The 18,671-nt window shown below is 69.0% G+C and carries 18 protein-coding genes; 3 read left to right on the forward strand and 15 right to left on the reverse strand.

Features of this window, described 5'->3' with window-relative positions:
• The first annotated feature begins 149 nt into the window (after positions 1 to 149).
• Complete coding sequence (gene uvrC / locus BLU08_RS00640; protein ID WP_090194029.1) at positions 150 to 2,126, forward strand: excinuclease ABC subunit UvrC; 1,977 nt, start codon at positions 150 to 152, stop codon at positions 2,124 to 2,126.
• Here uvrC and BLU08_RS00645 read toward each other — a convergent pair.
• Entirely contained in the window at positions 2,123 to 3,661 is a 1,539-nt protein-coding gene (locus tag BLU08_RS00645) for a carotenoid oxygenase family protein (RefSeq protein ID WP_090194031.1), read from the reverse strand. The genes uvrC and BLU08_RS00645 overlap by 4 nt on opposite strands.
• 171 nt (positions 3,662 to 3,832) lie before the next feature.
• Here BLU08_RS00645 and BLU08_RS00650 point away from each other — a divergent pair, with 171 nt between their 5' ends.
• Positions 3,833 to 4,648, forward strand: a complete 816-nt coding sequence (locus BLU08_RS00650) for a universal stress protein (RefSeq protein WP_090194033.1) — start codon at positions 3,833 to 3,835, stop codon at positions 4,646 to 4,648.
• Between the two features lie 112 nt (positions 4,649 to 4,760).
• Here the strand turns inward: BLU08_RS00650 and BLU08_RS00655 are convergent, their stop codons facing one another.
• The 12 genes from BLU08_RS00655 to BLU08_RS00710 all read right to left on the reverse strand — a co-directional run bounded on the left by BLU08_RS00655 (position 4,761) and on the right by BLU08_RS00710 (position 16,503).
• Complete coding sequence (locus tag BLU08_RS00655) at positions 4,761 to 5,684, reverse strand: acyl-CoA thioesterase II (RefSeq protein WP_090194035.1); 924 nt, start codon at positions 5,682 to 5,684, stop codon at positions 4,761 to 4,763.
• Positions 5,685 to 5,730: 46 nt separating this feature from the next.
• A complete protein-coding gene (locus BLU08_RS00660; RefSeq protein WP_157674400.1) occupies positions 5,731 to 6,606 on the reverse strand; it encodes a cupin-like domain-containing protein in 876 nt (291 codons plus the stop codon).
• A complete protein-coding gene (locus tag BLU08_RS00665) occupies positions 6,603 to 7,790 on the reverse strand; it encodes a GNAT family N-acetyltransferase (protein WP_090194037.1) in 1,188 nt (395 codons plus the stop codon). Before BLU08_RS00665 ends, BLU08_RS00660 begins: the two co-directional genes overlap by 4 nt.
• A 187-nt stretch (positions 7,791 to 7,977) precedes the next feature.
• Positions 7,978 to 10,131 (reverse strand): sodium-translocating pyrophosphatase, encoded by a 2,154-nt coding sequence (locus BLU08_RS00670; protein ID WP_090194039.1) that lies wholly within the window; start codon positions 10,129 to 10,131, stop codon positions 7,978 to 7,980.
• Between the two features lie 214 nt (positions 10,132 to 10,345).
• Entirely contained in the window at positions 10,346 to 11,248 is a 903-nt protein-coding gene (gene thiL / locus BLU08_RS00675) for a thiamine-phosphate kinase (RefSeq protein ID WP_090194042.1), read from the reverse strand.
• Positions 11,249 to 11,319: 71 nt separating this feature from the next.
• The gene (gene nusB, locus BLU08_RS00680; protein WP_090194044.1) at positions 11,320 to 11,790 is read right to left on the reverse strand and encodes a transcription antitermination factor NusB; all 471 of its coding nucleotides are present in this window, start codon (positions 11,788 to 11,790) and stop codon (positions 11,320 to 11,322) included.
• A complete protein-coding gene (gene hisD / locus BLU08_RS00685; protein ID WP_090194047.1) occupies positions 11,787 to 13,079 on the reverse strand; it encodes a histidinol dehydrogenase in 1,293 nt (430 codons plus the stop codon). Before hisD ends, nusB begins: the two co-directional genes overlap by 4 nt.
• Positions 13,079 to 13,780, reverse strand: coding sequence for an ATP phosphoribosyltransferase (gene hisG / locus BLU08_RS00690; protein ID WP_090200816.1), 702 nt, complete (start codon positions 13,778 to 13,780; stop codon positions 13,079 to 13,081). The genes hisD and hisG overlap by 1 nt, the downstream gene beginning before the upstream one ends.
• A gap of 139 nt (positions 13,781 to 13,919) precedes the next feature.
• Positions 13,920 to 14,810 carry an alpha/beta fold hydrolase gene (locus BLU08_RS00695; RefSeq protein WP_090194049.1) on the reverse strand — a complete coding sequence of 297 codons (891 nt, stop codon included), beginning with the start codon at positions 14,808 to 14,810 and terminating at the stop codon, positions 13,920 to 13,922.
• Positions 14,811 to 14,814: 4 nt separating this feature from the next.
• The gene (locus BLU08_RS00700; protein ID WP_090200818.1) at positions 14,815 to 15,627 is read right to left on the reverse strand and encodes an SDR family NAD(P)-dependent oxidoreductase; all 813 of its coding nucleotides are present in this window, start codon (positions 15,625 to 15,627) and stop codon (positions 14,815 to 14,817) included.
• 127 nt (positions 15,628 to 15,754) lie between these two features.
• A complete protein-coding gene (locus BLU08_RS00705) occupies positions 15,755 to 16,234 on the reverse strand; it encodes an NUDIX hydrolase (protein WP_090194052.1) in 480 nt (159 codons plus the stop codon).
• Complete coding sequence (locus BLU08_RS00710) at positions 16,231 to 16,503, reverse strand: BolA family transcriptional regulator (protein WP_090194054.1); 273 nt, start codon at positions 16,501 to 16,503, stop codon at positions 16,231 to 16,233. Before BLU08_RS00710 ends, BLU08_RS00705 begins: the two co-directional genes overlap by 4 nt.
• 67 nt (positions 16,504 to 16,570) lie before the next feature.
• On the opposite strand from BLU08_RS00710, the gene BLU08_RS00715 reads away from it, so the two are divergent.
• Positions 16,571 to 17,164, forward strand: a complete 594-nt coding sequence (locus BLU08_RS00715) for a J domain-containing protein (RefSeq protein ID WP_090194056.1) — start codon at positions 16,571 to 16,573, stop codon at positions 17,162 to 17,164.
• On the opposite strand, the gene BLU08_RS00720 is transcribed toward BLU08_RS00715, so the two are convergent.
• Together BLU08_RS00720 and BLU08_RS00725 are read right to left on the reverse strand one after the other, a co-directional pair.
• The gene (locus BLU08_RS00720; RefSeq protein WP_090194058.1) at positions 17,161 to 17,802 is read right to left on the reverse strand and encodes a glutathione S-transferase family protein; all 642 of its coding nucleotides are present in this window, start codon (positions 17,800 to 17,802) and stop codon (positions 17,161 to 17,163) included. The genes BLU08_RS00715 and BLU08_RS00720 overlap by 4 nt on opposite strands.
• Positions 17,803 to 17,825: 23 nt before the next feature.
• Positions 17,826 to 18,659 carry an oxygenase MpaB family protein gene (locus BLU08_RS00725; RefSeq protein WP_090194060.1) on the reverse strand — a complete coding sequence of 278 codons (834 nt, stop codon included), beginning with the start codon at positions 18,657 to 18,659 and terminating at the stop codon, positions 17,826 to 17,828.
• Positions 18,660 to 18,671: the final 12 nt, after the last annotated feature.

Here is an 18,671-nt window from a genome sequence, read left to right on the forward strand (position 1 = left end):
CCCGTTCGCGCAAAGGATCACGCGGCCGCGCGAACGAAAGCCGCCGCCGGGGGCGGGCCGGCGAGACGGGGCGACAGGGGGATTTTCCATTGTGGCAATCCGGCTGCACCCATCTTCCATCGCGCGCCCTTGCGCCCTATCTCGCACCAATGTCCCGAACCGAAGCCGGCACGCCGCACGATCCGAGAGGGGCCGGGCGCTTCGACGAAAGCCGCGCGGCCTCGACCGTCGCGCGCGCCCAGCCCGATCTCGCCGCGGGGGTGGCAGCGATCCGCGAAACGGTGAAGGTGCTGCGGCCCGTTCCCGGGGTCTATCGCATGGTCGATGCGCGCGGCGACGTGCTCTATGTCGGCAAGGCGAGGAGCCTCAAGGCGCGCGTCGCCAACTACACCCAGTGGAAGGCCCTGTCGGGGCGGCTCCAGCGGATGGTCTCGCAAACCCGCTCGATGGAGATCGTCACCACCAATTCGGAGGCCGAGGCGCTGCTGCTCGAGGCGCAGCTCATCAAGCGGTTCCGCCCGCCCTTCAACGTGCTGCTGCGCGACGACAAGAGCTTTCCCTTCATCCTGCTGCGGGCCGATCACGAATTCCCGCGCATCCACAAGCATCGCGGCGCGCGCCGGGCCAAGGGCAATTATTACGGCCCCTTCGCCAGTGCGGGCAGCGTCAACACGACGCTGAACGCGCTGCAGAAACTGTTCCTGCTGCGAAGCTGCACCGACAGCTTCTTCAACAATCGCGACCGGCCCTGCCTGCTCTACCAGATCAAGCGCTGTTCGGCCCCCTGCGTCGGCCGCATTTCGGAAGAGGATTACGCAGGCCTCGTGCGGCAGGCGAAGGATTTCCTCGCGGGCAAATCGGGCGCGGTGCAGGCCGATCTCGAACGGCAGATGGCGAAGGCGGCCGAGGACCTCGACTTCGAGACCGCCGCGATCCTGCGCGACCGGCTGCGCGCGGCGACCTTCATCCAGGGCAGCCAGGCGATCAACGCCAAGGCGGTGGGCGATGCCGATGTCTTTGCATTGGCGGCCAAGGGAGGGCAGATCTGCGTCCAGGCCTTCTTCATCCGCGGCGGGCAGAACTGGGGCCACCGTGCCTTCTTCCCGCGCCACACGAAGGAGATCGACGAGGCCGAGGTCCTGTCCGACGTGATGCTGCAATTCTACGAGGAGGTCCCGCCGCCGCCGACCATTCTCGTCGACCGCGACCTGCCCGAGCGCGCGCTGATCGAGGCGGCGCTGTCGGAACTGGCGGAACGCAAGGTGGCGCTCTCGATCCCCCAGCGCGGCGACCGGCGCAAGCTGATGGCGCAGGCGAGCCGCAACGCGGTCGAGGCGCTCGACCGGCGGCTGGCCGAGACTGGCACGAAAGCGAGGGTCCACCGCGAGCTCGCCGAATTCCTCGAACTGGAAGAGCCGCCGCAGCGCATCGAGATCTACGACAACAGCCACATCCAGGGCGCGAAGGCGGTGGGCGCGATGGTGGTCGCAAGCCCCGAGGGCTTCGAGAAGTCGCAATACCGCAAGTTCAACATCCGCGAGGCGCAGTCGAACGACGATTTCGGCATGATGCGCGAAGTGATGCGCCGCCGCTTCCGCCGCTTCGCCGATGGCGGCGGGGAGGGCGGCGCGGAGAACGGCGAACCGGGCGCGAGGGGACACCACGCGGTGCTTCCCGACCTCGTCCTGATCGATGGCGGCAAGGGCCAGCTTTCGAGCGTCATGAGCGTGCTCGAGGAATACGGCCTGGCCGAGGACGTGCCCGTGGTCGGCATCGCCAAGGGTCCACATCACGGGCGCGAGGGGCGCGAGGTGTTCCACTTCCCCGACGGGCGCGAGAAGACCCTGCCGACCAATTCGCCGGTGCTGTTCTACGCCCAGCGCCTGCGCGACGAGGTCCACCGCTATGTGATCGGCGCGCACCGCGCGAAGCGGTCGAAGGGGATCACGGCGAGCCCGCTGGACGAAATCCCCGGCATCGGCCCGGCGAGGAAGCGCGCGCTGCTGCTCCATTTCGGGACCGCCAGCAAGGTGCGCGCCGCCGCCCTCGAGGATCTGCGCCGCGCCCCCGGAGTGAGCGACAAGGTCGCCCGCGCGGTCTATGATTTCTACCATGCGGGCGGCTAGGACGAAGCGCGTCGCCGGGCGGCATAGCGGCGCAGCTGCGCGTGCTCGACCCAGGTCGAATGGACCCCGCTCGAAATCTTGTGCGGCAGCGCCAGCCGGCAGACCGGCCCGCTGGCGATGTCACCCGCATCGAGGATCGCGCATTCGGACGTGCCCGTGTTCTCGTCGATCAGGAAGGTGACAAGCCATGCGTCCCTTTCGCCTACCGCTTCGCTGCTTGAGAAGTCCCTTTCGCCTGCCGCTTCGCTGTCAGAGGCGGGGACCTTTTTCGGCACCACCGGGGCCTCGCTCGCATAGACGCCTTCGGGCAGCCTGAAGACCTCCTCGGCGCCCGTCTCGGTGTCGTGGCAGACGAAGCCGTCGAACAGGAACCAGCCCGGCCTCGTCGTGGTCGACCAGACATGGCGGCTCTTCTTCATGGCGAAGGCCGGGTTGATCATGCCGAATTCGACGATCCGCTCCGACAGGCGCTCTTCCCGGCATTCGCCCGTGGCGAGGTCGAAGCGCCAGCGGTGAAGGCGGCTCTGGAACGAGTGTTCGTCGACATAGGCCATCATGTGGCTGTATTCGCCCGCTTCCTCGAGCGGGTCGGGCATGGGCCGGTCCTGGAAATAGCCTTCGAGCACGATCTCCTCGCCGTCCTCGTAGGCATTGGTCCAGTGCAGGACATAGGTTGGCGCGGCTTCGAACCAGCGGATTTCCTCCGGTCCCCCGTGCCGCGGGATCAGTGCGAAGCGGGTCGGGACGCCTTCGTGCAGCCGCGCGGCGTGGATGCCGCGTTCGAGCAGCTTTTCGTCCCAGAACAGCGGCATGTCATTGAGGATCGACCAGTTTTTCGTGATCGCCATATCATGCGGCAGGCGCGGTCCCGGCAGCGGGATCGGCACGTAATGGGCAAGCCGCCCGTCCCGGTCGATCACGCCGTAATGCATGAAGGGCGCGTGCTTGCCATAATTGAAGAACATCAGTTCGCCCGTCTCCTCGTCCACCTTGGGATGGGCGGAGACGCCGTCCAAGGGCGCCCACGGCGCCTTGCCAAGCGTTTCGAGCGTGACGGGGTCCACCATCCACGCCTCGCCGCACTGGTAGAAGGTCGCATAGGCGATCCCGGCATGGACGATAATGTCGGTCGAGCCGGTGTCCTTCAGCCCCCCGTGCGCGCCGAAGCCGGGCCGTTTCGACGTGCCCGGCGGGTCCATCAGCCCGCCCCAGAGCGACTGCCCCGCGAGCTGTTCCGCCTCGAAGCAGTGGGTCCGCACGAAGCGGTTGCGATAGCTTGCCCGGCCACCCGAAATGTTCACCGCATGGATCATCGCGTCCCCGTCGAAGGGATGATGCCGCCCGAGCGGCTGGTGCACGGGGTTTTCGGTGTTTCGCAGGTAGATGCCGTCGATATCCTTGGGAATGGCGCCTTCGATCACCTCCAGTTCGGGGACATCGACCTCCTCGTGGCAGGGCGTCCACGGGCCGGAGAGATAGGGGTGGTTCGACGGTTTCAGGCTGGTAATGACGGGCTCAAGCCGGGTGATCTCCATGCGCGCTCTCCTCGCGCGCGAGCCTAGCGGCCGCGTGCCGGGTTGCAAGCGGGGGCGAGGCGTGTTGGAAAGCGCCGACCGGCGGCGAAATTTGATCTTCGTCAAGGCAGCAATGCCTTGCCGGCGGCAAAAGCCGGTCATCGGGACGGGCATCTGGAGGGAGACAGGCTCATGAAATCCATTCTGCTTCACGTCGAAGGCGACAGCTGCATGGAGGCGCGGATGCAGGTCGCGCTCGACATCGCCCGCACCTGCGATGCACACATCACCTGCCTGCAGGCGGTCAGCTACGAGGTCTTCGCGCCGGGCGATTTCTACGGCTCCGCGCTCGCCGCCGCGATGCCGCGGATCAAGGAGGCGGCGGAGGAACTGCGCCGCGAGATCGAGAAGGACCTCGAGAACGAGGGCGTCTCCTTCGAATGGCGCTTCATGTACGGCATGGCCGACACGCGCCTGCTCGAACAGTCGGCGTTGCACGACATCATCCTCGTCGGGCCGAACGATGTCGGCGAGGAAGGGCGCGGGCCGTCGGCCATGGTCGGCGAACTGGTGCTCAAGGCGCCGGCCCCGGTGCTGGTCGTGCCAAAGGCGACCACGTCGCTCGACCTTTCGAAGGACGTGATGATCGCGTGGAACGGTTCGTCCGAAGCCTGCGTCGCCCTGCGCGCGGCGGTGCCGCTGCTGAAACACGCGGGCAAGGTCTACCTCGCCAGCGTCGCCGAGGAGCGCGAGCGCGCCCGCTTCGACTTCCCCCCGAGCGAGGCCGCGAAATACCTCAGCCGTCACGGCATTTCGAGCGAGTTCGTCGAGATCCCGCGCGGCGAGGCATCGATCTCCGACACGCTCTTTTCGGCCGCCCAGATGCGCGAATGCGGGTTCATGGTGATGGGCGCCTACGGCCATTCGCGGCTGGCCGAAATGCTGTTCGGCGGGGTTACGCGGCGGAGCCTTTCGGACCCGCAGATGCCGATGTTCATGGCGCACTGACGGGCGCGAAGGCCGCTGCCGATCGCGTCACCGGGTCTTCCGCCGCCTTGGCTGGAAGGAGCAGGAGGGCCTGGTTGCCTCCAGCTCTCCGGCGACCGTTGGCGCGCCCCGGTCAGCGCCGCTTGCGCATCATTCCTTCCTGCGCGACGGACGCCACCAGGTTGCCCGCGCGGTCGAAGATGCGCCCGCGGTTGAAGCCGCGCCCGCCGCCCGACCACGGCGCGTCGGTCGCGTAGAGCAGCCATTCGTCCGCCCTCGCTTCGCGGTGAAACCAGATCGCGTGGTCGAGGCTCGCGCCGACCAGTTCGTTCCGCATCCATGACAGGCCATGCGGCAGCGCGCTGGTGCCCAAAAGCGTGTAGTCGCTTGCATAGGTGATGACCGCGCGGTGCAGCAGCGGTTCGTCGGGCAGCGGCGCGACGGTGCGGAACCAGGTATGGGCGCGCGGCTCCCTCGGCTCGCGGCTCATCCAGTGGAGCTGGTCGAGGGTCCGCATCTCGATCGGGCGGGGGCGCAGCATGACCGCGCGCTGCGCCTCGTCGAGCCTGTCCCCCATCGCTTCGGCGAGTTCGCGGCGCGTCTCGACGTCGGATTTCAGTTCTTCCGGCCCGGCCACGTCCGGCATCGGCGCGTCGCAGTGTTCGAGGCCGTCCTCGGGCGTCTGGAAGCTCGCGGTGAGGTTGAGGATCGGGGTGCACGATCCGTCTTCGTTTTCCTGCGCCGCGACGACGCGCCGGTTGGCGAAGCTCCTCCCGTCGAAATCGCGCGCGATGCGGTATTCGATCGGGCTTCCCTCGCGCCCGCCGCGCAGGAAATAGGCGTGGAGCGAATGGGCGACCTTGCCCGCGGGCACGCTCGCCTGCGCCGCCATCAGCGCCTGCGCCAGCACCTGCCCGCCGAACACGCGGCCCACGCCGCCCTTCTGGGCGGAGCCGAGCCAGACATCGGCGGCGCGTTTCTCGACGCGGAGCAGCCGGACGAGGCCCGCGACGAGCTGTTCGGGAGAGGGGGCTTGCGGATCGGGCGTGTCGTTCATGGCGCGCGGCAATGCTGCGCCGGTGCGGGAAGGTCAAGCCGGCGCGTCAGCCGCGCACGAACAGCCGCCGGTATGCCCGCCATGCGAGCGCCTTGGCCGGCGCGCGCCGCGGCCAGCGACCGGGGGCGGTGGGCGCGAGGCCGAACCGCCGGACGAGCCCGTTGAAGCAGCGCGCATCGCTTTCCGCGTGGCTCCATTCGGAACGCCAGGTGACCGACAGCGAGATCGAGGGCGCCGGGCCGTTCCGCACGAAATGCGGCGCCATGACCGGGACGTGCACGGCCTCGCCCGGCTGAAGCGTGAAGGTCCGCGCGGCGTCCATGAAGCCTTCGTCCCAGCCGAGCTCGCGCGGGCCGCCGAGGTGGTAGCGCTCGTGCGCCTCGTCGGGCGCGAAACGGGGGTCGCCGGCGGGGAACTGCGTCATCGCCTTGGAGCCCGCGAGCTGCATCAGGATGTTGTGTTCGGGATCGAAGTGATAGGGCGTCACCGCGTTCGGGCTGGAGATGAAGACGAAGGCCTGCGGATCCATCAGCGGTCCGGTCTTCGCCTCGATCTCGTCCTTCAGGTCGGCGAGAATGGCGTGCAGCAGGGCGGCATAGGACGGGACCTGTTCGACATTCTTGAGCACCGCCCAGCTGTTCGCCCGCGCGATGCCGAGGATGGTTTCGGTGATCGAAAGGCCCGTCGCGCCGGGTTTCCCGTCGATGCCGAGCGGCAGGTCGCCGCGGTTGTATTCGACGCTGCGCCCGGGCAGCCGCGCGGCAAGTTCGGCGAGCGCCGGGATCGTGAGCAGAGGATGATCCGCAAGGCCATGCGTCAGCCGGTGCGCTCCTTCGGGGTAATGCGCGGCGAAGACCCTGCGGGTCTGTTGGTCAAAGACCGGCGTCACGTTTGGCTTGCAGGCGCGGAAGGGGGCGTTCATCGCGCGTTCCTCCGGTTTTCCCCGCGGCGGTTCTCCCACGCCGTCAGCGCGGCGAAGAGCCCGCGCCGCGCCGCGCCGCCGATGGCGATGTTGTGGCTCGCAAGGCTACGCTTCTCGCGCCAGAGCCGCTCGATCATCGAATGGCCTTCGGCGGCGCAGCTGTCGGCGAAGGCGATGCCGGGACGGTCCAGCAGGGCGAGGTTTTCGAGCTGCAGCAGCAGGCCCGGCGAATGGCGCGCGAAGCGTTCGTCGAAGGCGGTCTTGAAACTGAACGCGCCGGGCGGGGCGATCAGGTTCGCCAGCATCGCGACCGGCCTCCCGTCGAGCCGCAGGGCGAGCCGTTCGAGCCGTCCGCTCTCCGCCGCGCCGCGCAGGACCTCGGCGAAGAAGGTCCGGGTGTGTTCGTGGCTGGCGAGGGCGGAGCCCGCCGCGCCTTTCCAACCCGCCGCTTCGAGCACGAGGAATTCGCGCGTCCAGCCCGCGAGCCCTTCGGCCCCCTCGCAGCGTTCGAAGGCGAGCGCGCCCTCTTCGGCGAGCCGCTTGTGCTGGCGGCGCAGTTCCTTGCGTTTCTTGGCGCTCATCGAGGCTTCGAGATAGGCCTCAGGGCCGAGGGGCGAGGCGAGCATCGCGCGGCTCTCGCGCTTTGCCACGGTGCGCGCGCGGCCCTGTTCGGCGAGCACCGTCTCGAGCGCGTCGCCCACCGGGCCGGCTTCGGTGAGCATCGGCAGGTGCAGGAACAGCGCGCGCCGGGCGGAGCGATCGAAATGGGCGAGGATCGCCCGCCAGAAGGCGACTTCGTGCCCGCGCGCGACCAGCGGCGTGCCGGTGAAGGCGTTGGGGTGGAGCCAGCCGGTCGCGTGCGTCACCGGGTAGCCGTAATAGCGCGGCCAGCGGACCACCGGGTAGAGCCCGCACAGCCGCCCGCCGGCGAAATATGCCTTCACCGTCACCCGCTCCGCCGCGCCCCAGCGATCGAGCCCGGGGAGGAGGAACCAGGGTTCGAAGAAGGGATTGGGCTCGCTCGCCTCGGCGACGAGGCGATCCCATTCCGTCCTGAAGGCCCGGTCCCGCAGGGCCGCGCGGTCGAGCAGGACCACGCGCCCGCGCGGCGCCGCGCCTGCGGGCGGGCGCACGGCTTCGGGCGCGGGCTGATCGGCCAGCTTCGGCGCGTTCGCCAGGTCCATGCGACAATATCCCCGTCCGTCTGCGATGCGCGAAGGATCCGCGCTTCGGACCGGCTCCATGCCACGGGCCGGCGTGCGGCGCGCGGGCCGAGATGGGGGATGTCCGCGGTTGGGACGTTAAACCGCCCGAAAGGTTAAGAACCCCGGCACGTGGGTCGGAGCGGGCACCCGCGCCGCGAAAGCCGGGTCAATGCCCCCCGGCGAGCGCGGCGAGCAGCAGCAGGGCGACGATGTTGGTGATCTTGATCATCGGGTTCACGGCGGGGCCGGCGGTGTCCTTGTAGGGATCGCCGACCGTGTCGCCCGTCACCGCGGCCTTGTGCGCTTCGGAGCCCTTGCCGCCGTGGTTGCCGTCCTCGATGTATTTCTTCGCGTTGTCCCACGCCCCGCCGCCCGCGGTCATGGACAGCGCGACGAACAGCCCGCCGACGATCACGCCGAGCAGCAGCGCACCCAGGGCGGCAAAGCCGTTCTGCTGCCCGGCAATTCCCGTGATCGCGAAATAGACCACGATCGGCGCGAGCACGGGGAGCAGCGAGGGCAGGATCATCTCCTTGATCGCGGCCTTGGTGACGAGGTCGACGGTCCGGGCGTAGTTCGGGCGGCTGGTCCCGGCCATGATCCCCGGATCGGCGGCGAATTGTTCGCGCACGTCGGTCACGACATCGCCCGCCGCGCGGCCCACCGCGGTCATGCCCATCGCTCCGAAGAGATAGGGCAGCAGCGCCCCGAGCAGCAGGCCGACGATGACATAGGGGTTCTCGAGGCTGAAATCGACGTCCGCCTCGGGAAAGAACTCTCCGAGGTCGGCGGTGTAGGCCGCGAACAGGACGAGCGCGGCAAGGCCGGCCGAACCGATCGCATAGCCTTTCGTCACCGCCTTGGTCGTGTTGCCGACCGCGTCGAGGAGGTCTGTCTTCTCGCGCACCGATTCGTCCAGCCCCGCCATCTCCGCGATCCCGCCCGCATTGTCGGTGACCGGGCCATAGGCGTCGAGCGCCACGACCATTCCGGCCAGCGCCAGCATCGCGGTCGCGCCGTAGGCGAGGCCGATGAGGCCGGCGATCTGGTAGGCCGCGATGATGCCCGCGATGATCGCGAGCGTCGGCAGCGCGGTCGATTCGAGGCTGATCGCAAGGCCCTGGATCACGTTGGTTCCGTGGCCCGTTTCCGACGCCTTGGCGATCGAGCGCACCGGGCGAAAGCCCGTGCCGGTGTAATATTCGGTGATCCAGATGATGACGCCGGTGAGAACCAGCCCGATCAGCGCGCACAGGACGAGGTCGGTGCCGGTGAATTCGACCATCGGCGTCTCGCCCAGCGCCGCCGCTCCGGTCGGGTCGAGCAGCTGCGGGTTGAGCACCGTGCCCATGTCCACCCCCACGCTGCCCAGGGCGAACCGCGTCACCAGCCAGATCAGCGGCAGGGCGAGCACGGCGGTGACGATGAAGCCCTTGTACATCGCGCCCATCACGTTTGTCCCGCCGCCGAGGCGGACGAAATAGGTCCCGATGATCGAGGTCACGATGCACGCGCCCCCGATCAGCAGCGGCAGGGCCATCAGCGGCAGCAGCAGGTCGCCGATATCGGGCAGCAGCAGCGCGGTCAGCACCATGGTCGCGCCGACGGTCACGACATAGGTCTCGAACAGGTCCGCGGCCATTCCCGCGCAGTCGCCGACATTGTCGCCGACATTGTCCGCGATCACCGCCGGGTTGCGCGGGTCGTCCTCCGGTATCCCCGCCTCGACCTTGCCGACGAGGTCCGCGCCGACATCCGCCGCCTTGGTGAAGATGCCCCCGCCGAGCCGGGCGAAGATCGAGATCAGCGAGGCGCCGAAGGCGAGGCCGATCAGCCCGTCGATCACGATCCGGGCATTGGCGGCATGGCCCAGCGGCCCGATGAGCACCGCGAAGAACACCGCGATCGAGAGCAGCGCGAGGCCCGCCACGAGCATCCCCGTCACCGCGCCCGCGCGAAAGGCGAGCGTGAGGCCCTGTTGCAGGCCGAGGCTCGCCGCCTGCGCCGTGCGGACATTGGCGCGCACCGAGATGTTCATGCCCGTGTAGCCCGCAACGCCCGAAAGCACCGCGCCGATCACGAAGCCGGCCGCCGGGACGGGGCCGAGGAACAGCCCCACCACGACCGCGACCGCCACGCCGACGATCCCGATGGTCGTGTATTGCCGGTTGAGATAGGCCTGCGCGCCTTCCTGGATCGCGCCGGCGATTTCCCGCATCCGTTCATTGCCCGGGCTCGCGCCGAGGACCTGGCGACTGGTGATAAAGCCGTAGACCACGGCGAGCAGTCCCAGCCCGATGGAAATATGGACGAGTTCCAAGAGACATCCCCTCTCCTGACGTGGGAAACGTCCCGGTTTTGCCGGTGTCCGCAAGGGAATCGGTGCCCCCGGCCTTCCCTTCCTCCCACCAAGCGCGGCGGGGGCCGCGCGGGCCTCACTCTAGCGCGGGTTCGAAACCTGGCAAGCCTTTCGCCGCCGAGCCGCCCGGCAGGGCGCGAGGGTAACGCCGACGATCCGGCGCAGGAGGCGCGGTTCAGCCGTGGCGGTAGCCGAGCGAATCGGGATCGGTGAAGCTCGACGCGCCGAGCATCAGCGGTGCATCGCCCGATTCCTCGACCAGCCCGATCCGCACCGCGTGGACCGGCAGTTCGGCGTCCCAGGCGGCCGTGAACAGCAGTTCGTAATCGTCGCCCCAGCGGATGCACTCGTCGAGCCGGTCGGGCGCGGCGACGGGGACGAGCTGCGGATCGATCATGACGGTGACGTCGCTCGCCTCCGCCATGCGGTAGGCATCGAGCAGCAGGCCGTCCGAAATGTCCATCATCGCGCCGACATGGGGCGCGAGCGCGATCCCCTCGACGAGCCGCGGGCGAGGGCGGTTGAACGCCTCGAGATGGGCCTTGTCGCCTTCGAAGCCGAGCATGGCGCAGCCCAGCGGGCCGGTCACGAACAGCGCCTCGCCCGGCGTCGCGCGGGTGCGCGAGGGGATCGGGCGGCAGGTCGCGCGGCCGATGGCGGTGATCGAGAAGGTGCTCGCCCCGGTCGTCGCGATCGTGTCCCCGCCCAATAGCGGCACGTCGTATTCGGTCAGCGCATCGGCGAGTCCCGCAAGGAAGCGCTGGTCCTCGTCCCCGCCGAGCGCGTAGCCGAGCAGCACGCCGATCGGTTCCGCGCCCTTGCTGGCGATGTCGGACAGGTTGAGCGCAACGAGCTTCCACGCGACGTCGGCAAGGTCGGCGCTGGGTTTGAAATGGGTGTCCTCGGCCATCGAGTCCATGTTGATGACGAGCACCTCGTCGCCGATCTCGATCAGCGCGCAATCATCCCGCAATCCCTGCGCGCCCGGGTGCAGCGGCAGGCTCCGCAGGGCGGTCACGAAATCCAGTTCGTTCACGATCCCGACCCCATCCCAAGTAATCCCCTCGGGCAGGGTCATAAACCGGATCGAAAGCAAGGGGAAGCGCCGAAGCGCGAAAGCGCCGCCGTGCGCCCCTTGCAAGGAGAGGGTCAGCCGCGCACCTCGCGGGCGAGCGCATCCAGTATGCCGTTCACGAATTTCGCCTCGCGGTCGTCGAAGAAGGCCTTTGCCACGTCGACATATTCGTTGATCGCCGCGCCCGCGGGCACGTCGGGCCGGGCGATCAGTTCATAGGCGCCCGCGCGCAGGACCTGGAGCATCGTCTTGTCGAGCCGGGCGAGCGTCCATCCGCTTGCGAGGCGAGCGGTGAGGAGGTCGTCGATCTCCGCCCGCCGCGCCGCGACCCCGCGCACGATGTCGTCGAAGAACGGGACCTCGGCCTCGGCATAGACGGCATCGCGGTGCTCGTCGTCGTCGATCGTCCGACCGAGCCGGTGCTGGTGGAATTCGTCGAGCAGGCGGGCGAGCGGGGTCTGCTCCATCTGCTGCTGGTAGAGCGCCTGCACCGCGGCGAGCCGCGCGCTGGAGCGGGCCCGGGATCTCGGGTTGCGAGAAGTCATCTGCGGCGCAGCTCCACCGAGCGCGCGTGCGCGGGCAGGCCCTCGGCATGGGCGAGGGTCGCCGCTGCCGGGCCGATCGCCCTGAAGGCCGCTTCGGACAGTTCGAGGAAACTCGTGCGCTTCATGAAGTCGAGCACCGACAGCCCGCTCGAAAAGCGCGCCCGTCGCCCCGTCGGGAGCACGTGGTTCGGCCCGCCGACGTAATCGCCGATGGCCTCGGGCGTCATCCGGCCGAGGAACACGCTGCCGGCGTGGCGGATCGTGCGCAGCATCGCGTCGGGCTCTGCAATGGCGAGTTCGACGTGTTCCGCCGCCAGCCGGTTGGCGAGTTCGGGCGCCTCGCGCGCCAGGTCGCCAACCACGATGACGACCCCGTTCGTCTCCCAGCTTTCGCGCGCGACCGCCTCGGTCGAAAGCTGGCTGGCCTGCAGCGTCACGCTGTCTTCGACCAGCGCGGCGAAGGCGGCATCGTCGGTGATGAGGATCGATTGCGCGGTCGGATCGTGTTCGGCCTGGGAAAGGAGGTCGGCGGCGATCCAGTCGGGGTCGTTGTCCCCGTCGGCGATGACGAGGATTTCGGAAGGGCCGGCGACCATGTCGATCCCGACCACGCCGTAGAGCTGGCGCTTCGCCTCGGCGACCCAGGCATTGCCCGGTCCGGTGATGACGTCGACCGCGCCGATCCGCCCGGTTCCGTAGGCCAGCGCGCCGACCGCCTGGGCTCCGCCGATGCGCCAGATCTCGTCCACCCCCGCGACGTGCGCCGCCGCGAGCACCAGCGGGGTGGTCTGCCCGTGCGGCGTCGGGGTGCAGACCGCGAGCCGGGAAACGCCCGCGACCTTGGCGGGGATCGCGTTCATCAGCAGCGAGGAGGGATAGGCCGCGCGCCCGCCGGGGACGTAGAGCCCCGCCGCATCGACCGCGCGCCAGATCGCGCCCAGCCGCACGCCCGCCTCGTCGCGGTAGTCGCGGTTTTCGGGCAGCTGCGCCTCGTGATAGGCCCGGATGCGCGCCGCGGCGAGGTCGAGCGCCTCGCGCAGGTCTTTATCGAGCGATTCATAGGCAGCAGCGCAGGCCTCGGGCGCGATTTTCCAGTCCGCTTCCGAGCCGATGTGGTGGTGATCGAACCGCGCGGTGTATTCGAGCAGCGCCTCGTCCCCGCGGCTCTTCACCGCGGAGAGGATCGCGGCGACGCTCGCCGCCACGTCGCTCGCGCTTTCGCGGCGGTCGGCGACGATCCGGGCGAAGCGGGCCTCGAAATCGGGATCGAGCGTGGAGAGGAGCTGCATCAGGCCGCCGCCTCCGCGACCTGACCCGCACCCGCACCCGCACCCGCACCCGCTTGCCGCGCCTCGACCTCCTCGCGGAAGGCGGTGACCAGCGCGGCAACGCGCGGGTCGGTCTTGAGCGCGGCGCGGTTGACGATGAGGCGCGCCGAGATGTCGAGAATGCGGCTCGTCTCGACCAGCCCGTTCTCCTTGAGCGTGCGCCCGGTCGAGACGAGATCGACGATCCGCCGCGCGAGGCCCAGTGACGGCGCGAGTTCCATCGCACCGTTCAGCTTCACGCATTCGGCCTGCACGCCCGCGGCCTCGAAATGCCGGCGGGTGAGATTGGGATACTTGGTCGCCACGCGCAGGTGGCTGACCGAGCGGTCCTCCGCCTCGTCCCCGGCGAGCTTCGCGACCGAAAGCCGGCAATGCCCGATGTCGAGATCGACCGGCGCGTAGAGGTCGTCGTAATCGAATTCCTCGATCACGTCCGAACCCACGATCCCCGCCTGCGCCGCGCCGTGGGCGACGAAGGTCGCGACATCGAAGGCGCGCACGCGGATGAGGCCGATGTCGGCGCGCTGCGTGGCGAAGGACAGCGAACGGTTCGCCTTGTCGTGGAAACCGTCCTCGGGCACGATCCCGGCGCGCGCCATCACGGGCAGCGCCTCGTCGAGGATCCGCCCCTTGGGCACGGCGAAGGTAAGCTGGCTGGTCATGAAGCCGCGCATCTAGGCACTCGGCCGGGAAAGGGCAACAAGGCTTGAGCCGCGCGCCGCGACCTCTTCGCCCGCGCGCAGCGTGCGGTCGTGGGACGGCGGCGCGCAGCGCGGCTAACCGGCATTCGTCGCGCGCGCCCTAGGCGGAAAGGAAATCCTCCATCGCCCGGTTGACCGTTTCGGGCGCTTCCCAGGGCACGAAATGTCCGCAATCGGGCACCCGCACGATGGTGAGCGGGTCGACCATGTCCTCCAGCCCTTCGAGGTTTTCGGGCGGCAGGGCGAGGTCGTCCAGCGCCCAGATGACGAGCGTGGGGATGGTGAGCTTCGGCAGGTCGGGCGGGGTCCAGTCTTCGGGCAGTTCGAAGGGCGCGTCCATCGCGGGCACGTCGATCGGCGAGGCGCGGTAGTAGTTCAGCATCCCGAACGCCGCGTCGCGGTTCTGCCAGTCGCGCAGGAGCGCGTCGCGTTCCTCGGCTTCCATCGCGTCGGGCCGGTCCCACTTGACCTCCTGCAGCAGCAGGCCGGTAAGGCCGTGCTCCTTCACCAAAGCGTCGTTTGCGGAATCGCGGAAACCGCGGATGTACTGGCTCGCCTCGCGCTGGACCTTGTTGGTATAGAGCAGGCGCTGGAAGATCGCCGGGTGCGGTGCGTTGGCGATCACCGCCCGCTCGACCCGCATGTGCTGCCCGCCGAGCGCCACCCCCCAGGCGATCGCGCCGCCCCAGTCGTGGCCGACGATGGTGAATTTCGGGATCGAGAGCGCATCGGCCAAAAGGAACACGTCGCCGATCAGCTTGTCGGGTGTGTAGGCCTCGACCTCCTGCGGCTTGGACGAGCCGCGATAGCCGCGCTGGTCCGGGGCGATGCAGCGGAACCGGCCTGCGAAATGCCGGATCTGGTGGCGCCAGGTGCGGTGGCTTTCGGGAAAGCCGTGGAGGAAGATCAGCACCGGCGCATCGGTCGGCCCCTCGTCCACCACGTCGAGGTGAATGCCGTTCGCCAGTTCCACGCGCTTGAGTTCCATCATCGCCTCAGCCCTCCGCCTCGAGTTTTTCCATGTAACCGCTCGCCACCATCGCCGCGACCTGATCGAACAGGATGTCGGGCGTGCGCCGCATTTCGCCCATCTGTTCCTCCATCCCGCGCGCGACGATGATCTCGCGCGTGCCTTTGGCGATCTCGTCGAGCATCTTTGCCGCCGCCTCGGGCGCGGGAATGCCCTCGTCGATGGCCCGGTCGCTGCGCCCGCGCCTCGACCCGTCGCCGGTGATCGCGTTGCGGCTGACATCGGTCGCGACCGAACCGGGGTAGATGACGTGGACGCCGACGCCAGTCTGCGAGAGTTCCGCCCGCAGCGCATCGGCATAGCCTGCAAGGCCGAACTTGACGGCGCAATAGGCGGTCCGCATCGGCACGCCGACCTTGCCCGCGATGGAGGAGACAAAGGCGAGCGCGCCCGATCCCCTTTCGGTCATGTGGCCGATCAGCCCCTGCGAGAAGGCGATCTGCGCGGTAAGGTCGATGTCGATGATGTCGCGATAGACCTGCATCGAGGTCTTGAGCGCGCGGCTGCGCTGCGAAACGCCCGCGTTGGCAAAGGCGAGATCGACGCCGCCCTTCCAGTCGATGGCCCTGGCGGTCGCACGGGCAAGCGCCGCCTCGTCGCGCACGTCGAAGGGCAGGACGAGCACCTCGCCGCAATCCTTCGCCACCGCCGCCAGCCGTTCCCCGTCCCGGCCCGACAGGACGACATGCGCCCCGCGCCCCGCGAGGTCCCGCGCGAGCGCCGCGCCGATCCCCGAAGACGCGCCCGTGATCCAGGCGGTCCTGCCCGCATAATCCATCGCATCCGCTCCCGAATTTACCGTTTCGGGATAGCTGACGGTCTTGGGCCGGTCAGGCAAGGGGATAAATCGCTCCGCGTCGCCCGCCAGCCCGGAAAGGCGCCCGACGCGCCGATCCGGGTGATGGTCATCCCAGGTCCTCGCCGGCAAGCCGCGCCTCGATCATCGCGCGCAGGCCTTCGGGATAGAGCGCTTCGGGCCAGTCGTCCAATTCATCGAGGGCGAACCAGCGGTGCTCGTTCATCCACGCTTGTTCGAGCGCGGTGTGGCGTGAGGTGTCGATGGCAGCCTCGGCGACGCGCACGATGAAGTAGCGCTCGTCCGCGCGCACCGGCTCTCCCTCGGGGGTGACGAATTCGGGCGTGGTGCGGGCGATCTGGGGGCCGGGGTCCGCGGCGATGCCCGTCTCCTCGAGCAATTCGCGCCGCGCAGCCTCCTCGAAGCTCTCGCCCGGCTCGCATTCGCCGCCCGCCGTCACCCAGAAGGGTTCGCGGCCCGGAATGTCGTAGCGGAACATGAGGACCATCGGCCCAGGTGCGAGCACGACAAGCCGCGCCGAGCGGCGCAGGCGCTTGCGCGTCACCGCGCCGTTCGCGCCGGTGGTCATTGGGTGGGGGCGCTGGCCTGGATCGCGACGGCGTGGACGCGCTCGCCCACGATGTCGCCCAGCGCCGCGATCACCGCGCGCTGGCGGGCGAGGCGGTTCATTTCGGCGAAGGCGGGGGCTTCGATGACGATCGTGAAATGCGATTCGCCCGAACCGTCATCGCCCGAATGGCCTGCGTGCTTCGCGCTGTCGTTGACGATCTCGAGCCGGGTGGGCGCGAACTCCTCGTGCAGCCTGGTTTCCATTTCCTGCGCAACCGATCCGCTCATCCGTTCACCTCTTTGCAACTGCCGACGGCTTGGAATCTGGCGCATCCGACGCCATTCTCAACCCCTTATGTCTTCCACCCGATTCCACGGCCGCCACGAAGGGACGCGGCGCACCTGCGAAGCCCCCGGATGCGAGGAGCCGGGCGAATTCCGCGCTCCCGGCCACCGCCCGAGCGGCTTCGACGGGCCCGGCGAGTGGCGCTGGTTCTGCCTCGAACACGTGCGCGAATTCAACGCCGGATACGACTGGTTCGAGGGGATGAGCGCGGAGGAGATCTACGCAGCGCAAAACCCGGCGAGCGGCTGGCGCACCGAAAGCCCCGGTTTCGGCCCGCGTGCGGGTGTGGACGGAATGCCGCGCTGGGCCGATTTCGACGATCCATTGGACGCGATCTCGGCCCGCGCCGGGGGCATCCGCAGCCGCGCCGAACGCGAGGCGCGCATGGCGATGGGCGGGCGCTTTTCGAAAGAGGAGGCCGCGGCGCTGGAGACGATGGGATTGGGCTCCGACACCGACAAACGGCGCCTCAGGCGGCGCTATTCCGAACTGGTGCGGCGCTATCATCCCGATCGCAACGGCGGCGATCGGTCTTACGAAAAGCGTTTGGGCCGCGTGGTCGAGGCCTACCAGGTGCTCAGGAAGAGCGCGGCGATCGGCTAGCCTGCCGCCCCTGCGATCAGCTGCGCGTCGATCGCATTGGCCTCGCCATAGGCGGGGCGCTGGGTGACGCGCTCGACATAGGCCTTGAACGAGGGCCGTTCGGGGATCGTGCCGAACCTGAGGCCCCAGACGAACTGGCTGCCGACATAGGTGTCGGCCATGGTGAAGCGGGTCCCGGCGGCGAAATCATGCGCGCAAAGCCACCCGTCGAGCGCATCGAGCGTCCGCTCGAACGAGCCGAAGCCCGTGGTCGCCTCGCGCTCGGCCGGCACGTCCCAGCCCATCATCCGCGCCATGATCGCCTGTTCGAGCGGGCCGCTCGCGAAGAACAGCCAGCGGAAATAGGCCGCGCGCTCGTGGCTGTCGGGGAGCAGGCCCGCTTGCGGGTGCGTTTCGGCGAGGTAGTGGTTGATCGCGGCGCATTCGGTGACGGTGTGATCATGGGCCCCGCCGTTGCTGGTGGCATGGTGGTGCACCAGCGCGGGGACCTTGCCCATCGGGTTGATGTCCCGGAAATTCTCGGGCTTCGTGTCCCAGTCGAACACGACGTGTTCGTAATCCGCGCCCGCCTCGTGCAGCGCCCAGCGCGAAATCTGCCCCCGGCTCATGGCCACGGTGTAGAAGGTGAATTCGGCCATTTCTGTCCCCCTCGGATCGGTTGTCAGGTCTGGCGAAAGGCCCAGCGCAGCGTGCGCCCGACGCCCCAGGTCGCCGCGCGCGCGGGGATCGCGCCGAGCACGGGGCGCTGCAGCCGCAGCATGGCGCGCGCCCAGTCGGGCACCATCGCCACCGCCTCGGCCGCGATCACCGCCTGCAGCGCCTGCGGCGTGCCCTCGGGCCGGGAGGTGAGCACCAGCCGGGCGACCTCGCGCGCTTCGGGAGAGGTTTTCAGGTCGCCCCGCAGCTCGCGGAAGATCGCCTCCGCCTCGCGCCGGCTCTCGGGCACGGGATCGGCGCCGAGCGCGCGGGCGATGATCGCGAACTGGCGGTAATATTCGTCCTGTTCGGCATAGGGCATTTCGGGGCGGACATGGCGCAGGTATCCGGCCAGGAAGCTCTGCGCCTCGACCACGTGGACCCAGGCGAGCGTGCGCGGGTCGGTTGCGGTGTAGGGCTCGCCGCCGGGCAGGGTTCCCCCGACCTTCGCATGGATGCGGTTGACCCGGTCGATCGCGCGCATCGCCTCGTCGCGGTGGCCGAAGGTCGTGACCGCGATGAAGCGCGCGGTGCGGCGCAGCCGCCCGTGCATGTCGGCGCGGAAATTGGAATGGTCGAGCACGCCCTGCAGCGCCGCCGGATGGAGCATCTGCAGCAACAGCCCGCGGATGCCGCCCGACATCATGCCCACCAGGTCGGCATGGACCCGCCGGATTGGCGTGTCGCGCGCGAACAGCGCCTCGTCCGAAGGGGGGACGGGCTGCTGGCCGGTCTCGTTGAACAGGTCGCGCACCTGTCCGACGAGACGGAGGCGCAGGGATTCGAGCGGGTCCGCCATGGCCCGTTCAAT

The sequence above is a fragment of the Erythrobacter sp. HL-111 genome (assembly GCF_900105095.1).
Classification (GTDB): domain Bacteria; phylum Pseudomonadota; class Alphaproteobacteria; order Sphingomonadales; family Sphingomonadaceae; genus Erythrobacter.

Excerpts from the sequence above, each read along its gene's own strand:
- hisG (WP_090200816.1), bottom strand. The coding sequence starts at position 13,780 with ATGACCAGCCAGCTTACCTTCGCCGTGCCCAAGGGGCGGATCCTCGAC.
- BLU08_RS00650 (WP_090194033.1), top strand. The coding sequence starts at position 3,833 with ATGAAATCCATTCTGCTTCACGTCGAAGGCGACAGCTGCATGGAGGCG.
- BLU08_RS00645 (WP_090194031.1), bottom strand. The coding sequence starts at position 3,661 with ATGGAGATCACCCGGCTTGAGCCCGTCATTACCAGCCTGAAACCGTCG.
- BLU08_RS00665 (WP_090194037.1), bottom strand. The coding sequence starts at position 7,790 with ATGGACCTGGCGAACGCGCCGAAGCTGGCCGATCAGCCCGCGCCCGAA.
- BLU08_RS00705 (WP_090194052.1), bottom strand. The coding sequence starts at position 16,234 with ATGACCACCGGCGCGAACGGCGCGGTGACGCGCAAGCGCCTGCGCCGC.
- BLU08_RS00660 (WP_157674400.1), bottom strand. The coding sequence starts at position 6,606 with ATGAACGCCCCCTTCCGCGCCTGCAAGCCAAACGTGACGCCGGTCTTT.
- BLU08_RS00695 (WP_090194049.1), bottom strand. The coding sequence starts at position 14,810 with ATGATGGAACTCAAGCGCGTGGAACTGGCGAACGGCATTCACCTCGAC.
- uvrC (WP_090194029.1), top strand. The coding sequence starts at position 150 with ATGTCCCGAACCGAAGCCGGCACGCCGCACGATCCGAGAGGGGCCGGG.
- thiL (WP_090194042.1), bottom strand. The coding sequence starts at position 11,248 with ATGACCCTGCCCGAGGGGATTACTTGGGATGGGGTCGGGATCGTGAAC.
- BLU08_RS00725 (WP_090194060.1), bottom strand. The coding sequence starts at position 18,659 with ATGGCGGACCCGCTCGAATCCCTGCGCCTCCGTCTCGTCGGACAGGTG.
- BLU08_RS00715 (WP_090194056.1), top strand. The coding sequence starts at position 16,571 with ATGTCTTCCACCCGATTCCACGGCCGCCACGAAGGGACGCGGCGCACC.
- hisD (WP_090194047.1), bottom strand. The coding sequence starts at position 13,079 with ATGCAGCTCCTCTCCACGCTCGATCCCGATTTCGAGGCCCGCTTCGCC.
- nusB (WP_090194044.1), bottom strand. The coding sequence starts at position 11,790 with ATGACTTCTCGCAACCCGAGATCCCGGGCCCGCTCCAGCGCGCGGCTC.
- BLU08_RS00720 (WP_090194058.1), bottom strand. The coding sequence starts at position 17,802 with ATGGCCGAATTCACCTTCTACACCGTGGCCATGAGCCGGGGGCAGATT.
- BLU08_RS00710 (WP_090194054.1), bottom strand. The coding sequence starts at position 16,503 with ATGAGCGGATCGGTTGCGCAGGAAATGGAAACCAGGCTGCACGAGGAG.
- BLU08_RS00700 (WP_090200818.1), bottom strand. The coding sequence starts at position 15,627 with ATGGATTATGCGGGCAGGACCGCCTGGATCACGGGCGCGTCTTCGGGG.
- BLU08_RS00655 (WP_090194035.1), bottom strand. The coding sequence starts at position 5,684 with ATGAACGACACGCCCGATCCGCAAGCCCCCTCTCCCGAACAGCTCGTC.